The organism is Nitrospirota bacterium (assembly GCA_016235245.1).
Taxonomy (GTDB): domain Bacteria; phylum Nitrospirota; class Thermodesulfovibrionia; order Thermodesulfovibrionales; family UBA6898; genus UBA6898.
The window spans coordinates 146,020-160,065 of record JACRLO010000010.1; the positions used below are offsets into that span (position 1 = coordinate 146,020).

9 protein-coding genes are annotated in these 14,046 nt (G+C 52.1%); all 9 read left to right on the top strand.

The annotated features are described in order from the left end of the window. Nucleotides 1–70: 70 nt before the first annotated feature. Entirely contained in the window at nucleotides 71–1,309 is a 1,239-nt protein-coding gene (locus tag HZB31_05510; GenBank protein ID MBI5847396.1) for an efflux RND transporter periplasmic adaptor subunit, read from the top strand. Beyond that, nucleotides 1,306–1,965, top strand: coding sequence for an ABC transporter ATP-binding protein (locus HZB31_05515; protein MBI5847397.1), 660 nt, complete (start codon nucleotides 1,306–1,308; stop codon nucleotides 1,963–1,965). Before HZB31_05510 ends, HZB31_05515 begins: the two co-directional genes overlap by 4 nt. Then, nucleotides 1,956–2,441: an ABC transporter permease gene (locus tag HZB31_05520; protein ID MBI5847398.1), complete on the top strand. Its 486-nt coding sequence runs from the start codon at nucleotides 1,956–1,958 to the stop codon at nucleotides 2,439–2,441. Before HZB31_05515 ends, HZB31_05520 begins: the two co-directional genes overlap by 10 nt. Then, nucleotides 2,413–3,042 carry an FtsX-like permease family protein gene (locus tag HZB31_05525; GenBank protein MBI5847399.1) on the top strand — a complete coding sequence of 210 codons (630 nt, stop codon included), beginning with the start codon at nucleotides 2,413–2,415 and terminating at the stop codon, nucleotides 3,040–3,042. The genes HZB31_05520 and HZB31_05525 overlap by 29 nt, the downstream gene beginning before the upstream one ends. Nucleotides 3,043–3,070: 28 nt before the next feature. Continuing rightward, entirely contained in the window at nucleotides 3,071–5,509 is a 2,439-nt protein-coding gene (glnD, locus tag HZB31_05530) for a [protein-PII] uridylyltransferase (protein MBI5847400.1), read from the top strand. Then, nucleotides 5,488–9,417, top strand: a complete 3,930-nt coding sequence (locus HZB31_05535) for a translocation/assembly module TamB (GenBank protein MBI5847401.1) — start codon at nucleotides 5,488–5,490, stop codon at nucleotides 9,415–9,417. Before glnD ends, HZB31_05535 begins: the two co-directional genes overlap by 22 nt. 29 nt (nucleotides 9,418–9,446) lie before the next feature. Beyond that, the gene (gene bamA / locus HZB31_05540; GenBank protein ID MBI5847402.1) at nucleotides 9,447–12,203 is read left to right on the top strand and encodes an outer membrane protein assembly factor BamA; all 2,757 of its coding nucleotides are present in this window, start codon (nucleotides 9,447–9,449) and stop codon (nucleotides 12,201–12,203) included. Between the two features lie 61 nt (nucleotides 12,204–12,264). After that, the gene (locus HZB31_05545) at nucleotides 12,265–12,771 is read left to right on the top strand and encodes a SurA N-terminal domain-containing protein (GenBank protein MBI5847403.1); all 507 of its coding nucleotides are present in this window, start codon (nucleotides 12,265–12,267) and stop codon (nucleotides 12,769–12,771) included. A 30-nt stretch (nucleotides 12,772–12,801) separates the two neighbouring features. After that, the gene (locus HZB31_05550) at nucleotides 12,802–14,034 is read left to right on the top strand and encodes an MFS transporter (GenBank protein MBI5847404.1); all 1,233 of its coding nucleotides are present in this window, start codon (nucleotides 12,802–12,804) and stop codon (nucleotides 14,032–14,034) included. The last annotated feature ends 12 nt before the right edge of the window (nucleotides 14,035–14,046 follow it).

The window sequence follows — 14,046 nt, forward strand, 5'->3', positions numbered from 1 at the left end:
ATGCATGCTGATACGGTAACATGCCTGAATAAAAGGACTTTTTTGTATAATATCAGGCTCGGGAGATGCTATGGTTTTTTATAAAAAGATATCATTCTATCTTATTCTGATGGTCATAATCATACCTGCCTTTCTTCTCTACAGAGCCACATTACGCGGTTTGGATGTCAACGGGTACCTCCTGAAGAAGAAGGATCTGGTAATCAGCGTTACCGGAACATCCACTGGAACGATCAAGGCTGACAATGAAGTGAGGCTCTCGGCGCAGAGGATAGGCAGAATTGCAAAACTCCATGTGGAAGAGGGCACAAGAGTCGGTGCCGGCAGCAGCATTGCCGATTTCGAGTCTGACGAGGTGCAGCAGAGGCTCCTTCTTGCCTCAGCGTTTCTGCAGCGGATGAACGCCCAGCTCGATGGTCTGAAGCTTGGGCTGACGTCGTTTAAAGCCGATGTAGAATCGAATATTATAAAGGCAGAGGCCGTTTTCGATGAAGCTGAAGCGCGCTTAAAACGTTTCCAGGAACTGAAAGATAAGGGCTTTGTATCGCAGAGCGATCTTGACGTTGTTAAAAGGGAGCATGAGGTCGCCAAGGCCTCCTCTGTGGCTGCCCGTGCCGCCAGGCAGCAGATAGGAGCGCGGGAGGCAGAGATAAAGGCCCAGGCAGCAGCAGTCGAACAGTCTCAGCGAGAATACAATCTGGCAAAGCTCATGCTCGACTACTCGTTTATCAAATCACCCATTGCCGGTATCGTCACAAGCCGGCCGGTAAAAATTGCGGAGACCGTACCTGTCGGTGCTCTGATCGCCTCGGTGGTCTCTACCGATTCTCTCTATGTCGAAGCCTTTATCGACGAGGCCGATGCGGCCAAGATTGTGATCGGACAGCAGGTGAATGTCACGATGGATGCGTATCCGGAAAAGCATATGCAGGGAGAGGTATATCTGATATCTCCCGTGGTCCTGGGCAACAAGCAGGAGGCACGAACCTTTGAGGCGAGGGTCAGACTTCTTGACAGGAAGATCTTGACAAAGCCGGGCATGTCAGCGGATGTTGAGGTGGTGGTGAGCAGGAAGGAACAGGTGCTGATTATTCCGTCCCAGGCTATCGTCGAGAAGAATAACGCCAAATACGTCTACCTCGGCAATGGCAATAAGGCAGTATTCAGACAGATAAAAACAGGACAATTCAACTGGACGTATACAGAGGTGACGGAGGGGTTACAGGAAGGGGACATTGTCATAACCAATCCGGATATTGCCGGTCTGAAGGATAATGCGCGGATAAAGGTGCTTGTTTCAGAGAAATGATCGTCCTGAAGGATATATACCGGTCCTACGAGCTTCCCAAGATCACGGTTGAAGTTCTGAAGGGGATCAATCTTGAGGCAGAGCAGGGGGATTTTATCGCCATCATGGGCCCATCAGGATCAGGCAAATCAACGCTCCTCAATATTCTCGGATGCCTCGACAGGCCTACCTCGGGCCGCTATCTTCTGGATAATATCGACGTATCTACCAAAAACGACAATGAGCTTGCAGAGATCAGAAACCGGTCGATCGGTTTTGTGTTTCAAAGCTTTAATCTCCTGCCCCGTTTTCCGGCATGGAAGAACGTCGAACTCCCTCTCCTGTACGGCGGAGTTGAACCCAGAATGCGGAAGCAAAAGGCTGTCGAGATGCTTTCACGCATGGGACTGGGTGACCGGTCAGACCATAAACCGAGTGAGCTTTCGGGCGGCGAGCAGCAGCGCGTTGCGATAGCGCGTGCCCTGATCAACAGCCCGGTCATTATCCTTGCTGACGAGCCTACCGGTAATCTCGACAGCAAGGTCGGCAGGGAGATTATGGAGATATTTTCCGAACTGAACCGGGGGGGCGTTACCATTATCCTGGTGACTCATGAGCTTGAGATAGCCGGTTTTGCGAAGAGGACCATAACGATGCGCGACGGAGTGTGCTTATAGTGGATGCGCGTGAGGTCCTGAGCCTTTCGAAAGACGCACGGCTGAGCAACAAGATGAGGTCTCTCCTGACCATGCTTGGCGTGATCATCGGGGTTGCCTCCGTGATTATGCTGGTTGCCATCGGGGCGGGCGCCAAGACCTATATACACCGCGAATTGGGCAATCTCGGCACGAACATCCTTATCGTTGTGCCTGGCAAGACCTCCACCAAAGGAGGCATTCATCCTCCCACGGCAAGCACGGTCCGCAAGCTGGTGTACGATGATGCGATTATTTTAAAAAAGCGGGCCCGTCATATTGCCGATGCCGTGCCGCTGATCCTTGGCTCCTCAAAAGTCAAATATCTCAACCAGAGCAGGGACAATAACGTGGTCGGCTGCACAGAGACCTATTTCGACCTGAGGAACCTTTCGGTCGAATCCGGCAGATTCCTGGGTAACTCTGACATTGAGTCAAAGAGTCGGCATCGATTTTGACGACATCGTCTTCATCCCCACCACGACTGCGCAGGGGCTTTTGGATACGGACGACCTGTTTAATATAACGATCAAGGTGAAGTCGGCCGCCGAAATAGAGCCTGCCATAGAAGAGACCCGCCAGATCCTGATGAAGCGCCATGCAAACAAAGAGGACTTTACGGTGATGAGCCAGGATGAGATGCTGGGAGTCATGAACAAGGTGCTGGGCGTGATGACTGCCGTACTTGCGGGCATCGCCGCCATATCGCTGCTTGTGGGCGGCATCGGCATCATGAATATCATGCTGGTGTCCGTGCGTGAGCGGACGCGTGAGATCGGCATCAGGAAGGCGCTCGGTGCAAAGAACAAAGATATCCTTATCCAGTTCCTGGCAGAGTCCGTGACCCTGAGTCTTATCGGCGGACTGGGGGGAGTGCTCTTTGGCGGCATGGTGTCGCTTGGATTTCAGCTCTTTATTCCCTATCTTCCGATGGAGATATCGTGGTGGTCGGTGCTGCTTGCCTTTTTCTTCTCTGCGTCAGTCGGCGTGTTTTTCGGTGTCTACCCTGCACGCAAGGCATCTCTGTATGATCCGATTGTTGCCCTCAGATATGAATGACACTGAGCTGACCAGGATAGTCGCATGGATGGATCAGGGCCTCCGGGGAAGGCAGCTGGCCGGTCACTATACGTCCTCTGTGGATGAGAAGGTCGTTGGCATATTTAATTCCCTGGCGGATGATCCTGAACTGCTTCTCGTTGCGACCGGAGGCTACGGCAGAAAAGAGCTTGCACCGTATTCGGACATTGACATCATGTTTCTTTCCGAGAGCAGGAAAAATACCGCTGCAGCAGAAAAGGTCCTGTACCGGCTTTGGGACGAACGGCTGGACATCAGTCATGCATTCAGGACGCTCAACGAGTGTACTGAGGAGGCATTCAGGGATATCCGGACCAGGACTGCGCTTCTTGAGTCGCGTTATCTCGCCGGCAGCAGAAGGCTCTATGAGAGGTTTACGAAAGAGGTCTATCCTGCTATTGCCCACCGGAAGCAGAAGCAGTTCGTGTCGGAAAAGCTCGCCGAACGGGAAAAGCGTCATATCAGCACCGGAGATTCGATCTATCTTCTTGAGCCCCATATCAAGGAAGGCGACGGCGGACTGAGGGACATTCATGCCGTTTTGTGGCTGGCCCGGGTAGTATTCCGTATAAAGGATATTGACGGTCTCGGCGCAATCCTGGACCGCCATGATTATAAACGCTTTCTTGATGCCTATGACTTTATGATTCAGATACGGTATTGTCTCCACGCTGAAAGTAAACGCCAGAACGATATCCTCTCCTTCGAATATCAGCGGGCTGTGGCCTCCCGACTGGGCTTTCGCGATTCAAATAAATTCAGCGGAGCCGAGCGGATGATGCGCTACTACTACCTTAAGGGCAGGATTATCAAGGAGATATCGCATGCGGTTATGGTACAGTGCAGCAGGCAGTATGCACCGCTCTTCAGGGATTTCACGAAGAAGAAGATCACCGGGGACTTTTCCCTGTCCGGGGGAAAACTGATCGCCAGGAATGAAGCCGTCTTTTCCGGCCATTCTGAGAAGATCATGGAGGCGTTTTACCATCTATCGAAAACGGATAAGCGGTTCAGCAACAGGCTGCGCGCGCTGATACGGGACAGCCTGCCGAGGATAAACAGCCGCACCAGAAGCATTCCTGCTGCCGTACATCATTTCCGCGAGATCATGAAGGGGAGCCGTGTGTCAGAGACGCTCAGAGAGATGCATGACAGCGGCGTGTTAGGCAGGTTCATCCCGGAGTTCGGCGCTCTGCGTTCGCTTGTGGTGCATGAGGCATATCATATGTACACGGTCGACGAGCATACCCTCCTGGCGATCAGGAATCTGGAACGCCTCAGGACGACAACGGTAAAAAGTCTTGAAGCGCTGAAAGAGATTATTCTCGGCATGGGGCAGCTTGATGTACTATTTCTTTCGATCCTGTTCCATGACATCGGCAAGGCAGTCGGAAAGCATCACGAGGAAGAGGGATATAAGAGGCTGAAATCTATCATGGGCAGGCTGAATATGCCCCCGGAAAAAAGACTCAGGATCGAGTTTCTTGTGAGAAACCATGTCCTGATGTCGCGGATCGCCATGACCAGGGAGATCGATGACCCCGAGGTGATCGCGCTTTTTGCCGATGCAGTCGGTGACCGTGAGAACCTCAGGGCGATCTATCTTATTACGTATGCCGATATGTCTGCGGTGAACCCCCAGTTCTGGAATGCCTGGAAATCCTCTCTTCTGTCGGAACTGTATGAGAGGACCTCACAGTATCTCTCGGGCTCCGGGGGCGTTGCAAAAAACCATGATGTCGCAGCCCTTTTTCCGGGCAAGACTGCCCTGCAGAAGGGTCTTTCCCTGTTCCTTGAGGCCATGCCTGAGCGGTATCTCCTTTCAACGACCGATGCAAGACTGAAAGAGGATTTCCTGCTTTACCAGAAGGCCTCGGACCGGGGCGCAGCAGTGCGCATTGAAGTCATGCCCGACGGCATTGCGGAGATCGTTATCAGTGCATCGGATGCTCCCGGAATCTTCTCGCGGATCGTCGGCTTCCTGTCCATGAAAAAATTAAATATTGTTCATGGAAGAATATTTACTGGAAAGAGCGGAATTGTTATTGATAAAATTGCGGTCTCCAACTGGAAGGACGTCTGGTGGGACGGGCTTGAGTCAGATATCGTCGTCGGCCTCGAAGCTGCGGTGCTGAAGCGGACAGATATACCGTTTACCGGCCTGACCCATGAGAAGCACGGGCTTTTCGATGCCTTTGTGGAGATCGACAACGAATCCTCGGATGTATATACGCTTGTGGAGATCTTTTCGCAGGACAGAATTGGATTACTGTATGATATTTCGAGGATTTTTTATCAGAAGGGGGCAGGCGTTGTATCTGCCCGCATCAATACGGAGGCAGGCCTTGCGCAGGACATATTCACGATTCGCTGCGGTGACAATAAGGCGGATTATGAGACGGCGCTTGAGATTCTGAGAGACTTATGGAATATGCTAAAAAACTGAAGAACTATTCACTGCTGATTGCATTTCTTCTGGTCATGCTCGTCATCGGCCTGGTACTCCGGGGCCCGCATATCTCCAATACGCTCAAGAAGGTCATCCTTCCTGAACTGGAACTGGCCACAGGAAAAAAGGTGATCGCCCAGAAGATCTATATCAATATCTTTCCGTTGTTTATCGAGGCAAGAGACCTCAAAATATTTGACGACGAGGGAAACAAGATCCTTCTTGCAAGAAGGGTCAAGGCATATCTCGACATTTCGGGACTCTTCAACCGGTCTCTCACGATCCGGCGGCTTGTGATCAGGGAGCCGGTCCTGGAGGCGACTCAGGAGCAGGCTGAGTCAATAGAAAAGAATATTCGGGACTATCTTGCAACAACGCGCAAGGATAGTCTGAAGGTGAAGGTGATTGCCCTGGACCTGCAGCAGGGAAGTGCGCGCCTCAGTTCCCTTAAGCTCAAGACCGCTCTGGATATAAAGGGGGTAAGCGGGGAAGCCATTCTGAGCGAAACACAGCGGCTTCGTGTTGACGCAAAAAGCGTTTCAATGCGCAGGGAGGGGCTTCCAGAGCTGACTGCCGCCATATCTGCAGGGGTCCTTGTCAAGGGCAATACGGTTTCTATTCAGAAGATCGCCGTGACAACCCACGGTTCGCAGGTTACTGCAGAGGGCGATGTTAAACAGGGCGGCGCTGACCTGAAGACTGCTGCCTCGGTTGTCGTCTCGTCGGTCAAGGAGCTCTTCGGCCTGAAGAAGAGCGGTGAAGGGAAGGTCAGCGTGAGCGGCATGGTGAAGTACGCAAAGGACAATACTACCCTGGATCTTTCTCTGGCCGGCAATTTTTATCTCGAGACCCTGATGGAACTCCTTAAGGTCAATGAAAAGCTGGAAGGCCTGGTAGAGTTCAAGGGAGACGTGAAGGGACCGCTTAAGGATATCGTGGCAAAGGGCAGCGCTGTCATGACAAAAGGAAACCTGTACCACGTTGAGATTGATAAGGTTGCCTGCAAAGTTCACTATGAAAAGGGGACGATGCGTTTTTTCGATGGCGACGGCAGGCTGTATAATGGAAGGGCGACGGCCTCGGCTGCTATAGCCTTGCCTGTTGTCAATCATTTCACGCTTGATATCGATTTTGCCGATGCAGACAGCAAGCCCCTCTTCAAGCTGATCGGCTGGGACCCGGGCGTGCCGCCCGGTAAAGTGAAAGGCACGCTTCACCACGCAGGTGAACGGTTCAGCCCCAAGGGAATTTTTCACTATGTAAGCGCTGAAACCGGCAACGACGTCCTTGGACGTGTCAGGAGCATGACAGGAAGCTATGACCTTGAAGGTGATCTGCTGGCACTTCGGGATCTTACGGTGAGGACCGGAAAGTCCGAGGCCCTTGCCGGCGGTATGGTTGATATTAAGCACAAAACACTCGACCTGCCTGTCGTGATGACAACTACAGACCTGCATGAAATAACCGCTCCATACTTTGAGCCTTTGAAGGGCGAGGGTGAGTTCAGAGGAAAGGTGACCGGGACCTTTGACGACCCCATGATCAGCGGAAAAGCGGCGATTGCAAAGGCCTCCCTTTCAGGATATCCGGCTGAACGTATTACGGCAGATCTCGCGTACCGTAAACATCTGCTTGAGGTAAAGGATCTGGCCGCAGGCGACGGCAGCGGCAGCGCCCATGTATCCGGCACCATAGCGTTTAAGGATGCAAAAGAGCTCTTTGATATTGCACGCCCCACCTGGGGGCTGCGGGCCGTAATGAAGAATATCGAGAGCGGGAAATTCGTAAAGATATTTTTCCCGGGGTATTCTGGCAGCGGACGGTTCTTTGCAACGGCTCGGCTGGAAGGCTTCGGCAAACTGCCTGACGTAAAGGCGGAGGTATCGCTTGAGACGGCCACCGTCTTCGATGTCCCTGTTCATGCAGCGTCCTTTCATTTCGCGTATGCAGCATCAAAAATCGTTTTTACCGCCATGACGGTCAGGCAGGGAGAGTCTGTTGCCCGTGGCGAGCTGACGATCTATCCGGACGAGACATTCTCCTATACCGCATCGGCTGACAACATCAGACTGAGTGATATTATCAGGCGGCCACTCCAGGGAGAGGTGATCGCGACTCTTACCTCGGAAGGCCGGGGAGCCTTTGATAATCCGACAATTTCGATCGATGCCAGGATGATTGAAGGAGCGCTTAAGGGGAAACAGATCGGCAAAGGGGTGATCACCGCCTCGCTGAAGGATAAAGAGTTTGTTGCAAATGCAAAGCTCATCAATGACCGCATCACCATGTCGGCCAGGGGCAGAACGGACGGCCTCATGCCCTGGGAGGCTTCTGCCGATTTTCAGACAGGAAGATACGATTTCCTGATAACGTCTCTGCTTAAGGATATCCCGGAGGATCTTATTCTGAACCTTAATGGGTCGGTTTCACTGCACGGCACCCGGAATCATATTGCGGGTGCTGCATTGATTCGCCATGTCGTGCTTTCGATGTATGGCTACAGCTTTACGAATGAGGAGGAGATATCTTTGGACCTGAAAGACCGGGCGCTTTCTCTGGGCAAAATGGCCCTGCGAAGCGGCAGCACGGTTTTCCGCGCCGGCGGCAGTATTGACTTTGGCAGGAGCTATAATATTTCGGTGGAAGGCAGTTCTGCACTCTCTCCGTTTAAAAGCTTTTCGACCAGGCTTGGTGTTTTGAGGGGCGATGCTGTCTTCGTGATCGGGGTAAACGGTGACTGGGAAAACCCCAAGGTAAACGGCGGCATCAGTCTTGCCAACGGCTCCATCGGACTGAAGGATTACCCCTCTTATCGCATTACGGACCTCAAGGGATATCTGTATATGGACAATGACAGGGTCGTACTCCAGGACCTTCGCGGCAAACTGGGCGGCGGAGACCTGGATCTGTCCGGTGTCCTGTATCTGAAGAAGTTCGCTTTCTCGCGCTTCTATGTGGAAGCAAAGATGAATAATATCACGAGCATCATATCACCGGAGTTTTCGGTGAACTTTGGCGGGAGCCTTCTTTACAAGGGGACTCCTCTTGCGCAGATAGTATCGGGCAATATTGATATAAATCGTGCGCGGTACAAGGAACGCGTGGAATGGAAGAGCTGGCTGCTCCAGGCAAAGAAGGCGGAAAAAATCCGGACAGACATTGCGAGTTATGAGAAGGCGAACCTGAATATCAAGATCACCGGAAAGGATAACATCTCGATTGATAACAATGTCGCGCGGGCGGTCGTAAGTTCTGATATGGTGTTGCGGGGGACCCTGAATCGTCCGGTACTGTTTGGCAGGCTCGAAACAAAGGATGGGACAGTATACTTCAGGAATAATGAATTTAAAATTCTGCATGCCAGCACGGATTTTGCAGATCCGAACCGTCTCAATCCTGTTATTGCCATCGCGGCCGAGACAACGGTCAAGGGCTACCGGATCAAGATGAACCTTGAGGGGCAGCTTGACCATTTTAATATGTCACTTGTTTCGGACCCGCCGTTGAAGGAGATGGATGTGCTTTCCCTGCTGACGGTCGGACAGGCCGGAGGAGGCGTCAAGGGCTTTGAGGCTGGCATAGGCGCCGGCGAGGCGACATCTTTTGTGACCGGCAAGATGCAGGATGTGATCGAGGAGCGGGTGCGTTCGATAACCGGCCTCGACCGTTTTCAGATCGATCCCTATGTTTCAAAGACCACGGGAACGGTCGAACCCATGGTGACAGTATCCAAGCGCATGCTTGGGGAAAAGTTCTTTGTGACCTATTCAAGCGCTCTGGGCAGCAGGGAAGAGCAGATCGTAAAGCTGGAATACTTCGTGAATAAAAAAATATCTCTGGTCGGCATCCGCGACGAGCGCGGCATCGCAGGCGGCGATATTCGTTTCAGATTCGAGTTTAAGTAAAATAGACGGGTTTAAAGGACAGGAAACGGTTGAAAGCAGGAACTGACATAAAGACGCGCAGCGTAAGCAGACTGGTCGCCCTGATCACGACCTTCTCTGCCTGCCTGTGCCTGCTTTTGTCTGCCGCTCCTGCTGCTGCCGCTACCGTCGGCACGCTGGAGATCGAGGGGCTCCATTCGCTTGAAAAGCAGGAGATGGTCGATATGCTCGGCCTCAGGGCTGGTGATCCTGTCGATGCCGAGATCATCAGGACTGCTATTAAACGGGCCTTCCGAAAGGGGATCTTCGATGATATTTCGATCGAGGTCACAGACGGCGAGCCCTGCCTTGTGACGGTGAAGATACGCGAGAAGGATATGATCCGGAAGGTTGACGTGCAGGGGAACTATTCTCTTTCTGCCGGAACGGTAAGAGAGTTGCTTGCACTGAAGGAGGGCGGGGTGATGCGCCCTGACCTTATTGATCAGGCAGCCGCAGAGCTGAAGGCTCAGTTTGCCTCCCTCGGATTTCCCGAGGCGAAGATCGGGATCAGTGCGTCCCGGACTGCAGAGCATCACCATGCGGTAACGCTTACGGTTACAATCGAAGCCGGTCCCCCTCTTGTCATAAAAGAGGTGAAGGTCACCGGCACTGACCTTGTCCTGGCGGGCGACCTCAGGGTATCTTCCGGCGATATCTACGATCAGGTCAGGATCAGAAAAGAGCTGCAGAGGATACGGGAGAGGCTGAAGAAGGACGGCTATGTCAAACCGAAGGCAGGTTCTTATTCTTTTCAGGATGGTATCCTTAGCGTGCCGATTGAACCTGGCAAGAAGCTTTCGGTGGAGCTTCAGGGCAATAGTGCGCTATCGACCGGGCGTCTTGTAAAGGAGCTGCCGTTTTTTGAAGGCGAGGTCTTTAATGACGAGTCTGTTGATGAAGCGGTAAACAGGATGCTCTCCCTTTATCATAAGGAGGGGTATTCCCTTGCCCAGATAGCGCCCGTGGTGCAGTCGGATCAGCAGCAGCTCGAGCTGACTTTTTTCGTGTATGAAGGCAGACAGGCTAAGATCGGGACGATCCAGTTCAGCGGTGCTGAGCTTCCTCCACGCATACTGCAGAGTGTGCTCGAACTGAAAGAGGGCGCGCCATATAATCCGGACGTCAGACAGCGCGACAGGGATACGCTCAGGGAATACTATGCTGCATTGGGGTATCTCGAAGCCTCGGTTGGGGAGATAGAACTGCGTACTGATGAGACCTCCGGCAGGATAGACCTGATCGTCCCTATTGACCAGGGCAGGCTCACAACCATTGACATCCTTGATATCAGGGGTGTTGAGCCGTCAAGAAGAGAACAACTGCTTGCCCTGATCGCGCTCAGGCAGGGGCAGCCTTACAATGAGGTCGAGATATCCGATGCCCGTTTCAGAATTATCGATCTCTACGCGCGGGAGGGATATGCCAACATCGACGTTTTGGTGCAGCGTACGATTGAGAATCACCGCGCCCAGGTCCTTTTTACCGTTTCGGAGGGCAGGAAAAAGACAATCGGCAAGACTGTCGTGGCAGGCAACGAGCAGACACGGTATGGGGTCATCAAAAGAGAGATAGCCAATGCTGAAGGCTCTCCCTACAGTTTCAGCATCCTTGCCGAGAAACGGCAGAAGCTGTTCAGGCTTGGTCTGTTTACCGACGTAGAGATAGAGGCCTCCGATGCCGATGGTGACCGGAAGGACCTTCTTGTCCGCGTTAAGGAAGGCAATGCCGGCACCTTTGAATTCGGCTTGGGGTATGCCGAGTATGAACATTTTCGTGGTTATTTTGAATTAGGCTACAAAAATTTATTCGGCCTCAACCGGCAGGGGCTCTTCAGAACTGAACTCAGTTCTCTTGAGCGAAGGTTTATTCTGCAGTATCACGAACCCTGGTTCCTGGGGACCTCACTGCCGCTCAGGGTGATATTCATGCATGAGAACAAAAAGGAACTCAGGATCCCCGACAGGGTGGTCCGGTATCAGCTCGAGCGCGACACGGTCAACGTCGGCGTTGAGAAGAAACTGGCCGATTCTCTTAAGGGAGAACTCTATTACGAGTTTTCTCTGGTGAAGACGACTGACGTACAGCCTGATGTGGTGCTGAGCAGGGAGGACGTCGGAACTCTTGCGATCAGTTCGGTGCGGTCCTCTCTTTATTTTGATACGCGTGACAATCCTTTTGAACCCCAAAAAGGCATGCTTGCCGGAATAACGGCCAAGATTGCCTCGCCGCTGCTTTTTTCAGAAACGCATTTTATCAAGGTGACAATGTTTACAAGCTTCTTCCACCAACTGCATAAGAGAGTGGTCCTTGGAATCTCTGCCCGTGGCGGCATTGCCTATGGTTTCGGTAAAACGACAGAACTGCCCATTGTTGAGCGTTATTTCCTGGGCGGCAGATCTTCCGTGCGGGGATATGATCAGGACATGCTCGGGCCGAAGGGCAGCGACGGAAACCCTACAGGAGGCAATGCCTTTGTTATGGGCAGCGTCGAGCTCAGAACAGATGTCGGCAAGGGCATCAGTATTGTGCCATTCGTTGATTTCGGCAATGTCTGGATCAATACGAATGATTTTTCGCCGACTGACATAAAATATACTGCAGGTGTAGGGTTGCGCTATGCTACTCCTGTCGGGCCGTTAAGAGTTGATTATGGATATAAGCTGAAGCGGGATGTGGTCTGCATTGACCGGACGCCCCCGCTGCCGCCGCAGTGTTCTCCGGAAAGCCGCGGCGCAATCCATTTCAGCATCGGACATGCGTTTTAGAGGCCGTAATGGGTGATGGGTAATGAGTGAAAGACGAAAAACGGGAGTTTGTAAAATGCTCATGAGGATACTAAAAGTCTCGTTAATGGTTCTTTTTCTCATCACTGATCACTCATCACTCATCACGGGCACCTGCTCTGCCATCAGCGATCGTGTCATCGCCTTTGTTGACGATCATGCCATTACCGAGAGCGAGCTGCAGGAGAGCTACAAGGCTGCGAGTATCCTTTCCCGCAGCATAACGCGTGAAGAAGTCCTCAATACCATGATTAACCGGGTGATTCTTCTTAAGGAGGCGAAGAAATACCGCATTGAGGCCCCGACGGTCGACGAGGTGCTGAAAGAGTATATTGACATCAAGATCCGTGCCTTTATCCGGGTGAATGACGCTGATATAGAAAAATTCTATAACGCAAATATGCAGAATTTTCAGGATAAAGGGTATGAGGATGTGCGGGACGAGATTGACATGTTTCTTACCGAAAAGGAACTGAACGAGCGTCTTAAGGAGACTCTGAGCGACCTCCGAAAGAAGGCCTATATCAGGATATACCTTGATACTAAATGACCAGCCTGCAGTCTCCACATTCCCCTGACCGTGCATAACCGCAGGCAGATCCTCAGCTGGTGTCTTTTTGATTTTGCGAATTCGAGCTATTCAGCAGTCATCGCTGCAGTCATATTCCCGGTATTCTATGTCTCCGCCATTGTCGGCAATGCCTCGGGCCAGGGAGATGTCTGGTGGGGAAGGACCATATCGCTCAGCATGGCATTCGTTGCCCTCTCTTCTCCGTTGCTCGGCGGTATTGCTGATTACAGCGGAAGGCGGAAGCGCCTTCTCTTTCTCTACACAATGGCCTGTGTCATTGCCATATCCATGTTTCCTATTCTTGGGAAAGGGATGGTGCTTGAGGGTTTTTTCCTCGTCCTCATTGCCAATATCGGTATGGAAGGTGGTCTGGTTTTTTACAATTCCTTTCTTCCGGAGATAGCACAGAGGCAATACCAGGGCCGCGTATCTGCATGGGGTTTTGGCGTAGGGTACGCCGGTTCGATACTTTCACTGCTTTTTGCACTTCCGCTGGTAAAGGCAGGACGGTTTGCCGAGACCTGGATCATGGTGGCGTTCTTCTTTGCGTTATTTTCCCTTCCCGCGTTTCTGTTTCTCCCGAAAGACAGAACAACAGGATTGTCTGTTGTCGGTTCTGCAATGAAAGGGTGGACCTATTTTCTGTCAGTCATCAGGGAGATCTTTGCAACCCGTCAATTAAGGAAGTTCATGATCTCCTACCTGGTTTATGAGGACGGCGTCAATACGGTCATCGTCTTTTCGAGCATCTTTGCCGCGACAACGCTCGGTTTTTCCTCCCAGGAGCTGATTGGCCTTTATCTTATAGTCCAGGTGACTGCCCTTGCCGGAGCATTTGTTATGGCAAAGCCTATTGACTCCTGGGGGCCGAAGAAGGTCGTGACCCTTTCTCTGATGCTCTGGTCTACGGTAGCGGTGGCTGCCTATTTCATCGAGGCCAAGAGACCGTTTCTTATTCTTGCCTCAGTTGCCGGCCTTGGGCTTGGGACGGTACAGGCTGCAAGCAGGGCATTCTTCACGCAGTTCATACCTGCCGGAAGAGAAAGCGAATACTTCGGGGTCTACTCTCTTGTCGGGAAATCGTCTGCTGTGCTCGGCCCTCTGGTATTTGGCTATATCTCATCGACCTTCGGCAGTCAGCGGCCTGCAATACTCGCTGTTTCCCTGTTTTTTATCGGAGGTTTTTTTCTTCTGAGAACGGTTAAGGCTGGCGGCCCGAATATTGCGAAACGAGAAAGTTAAAAAGGATCAGGC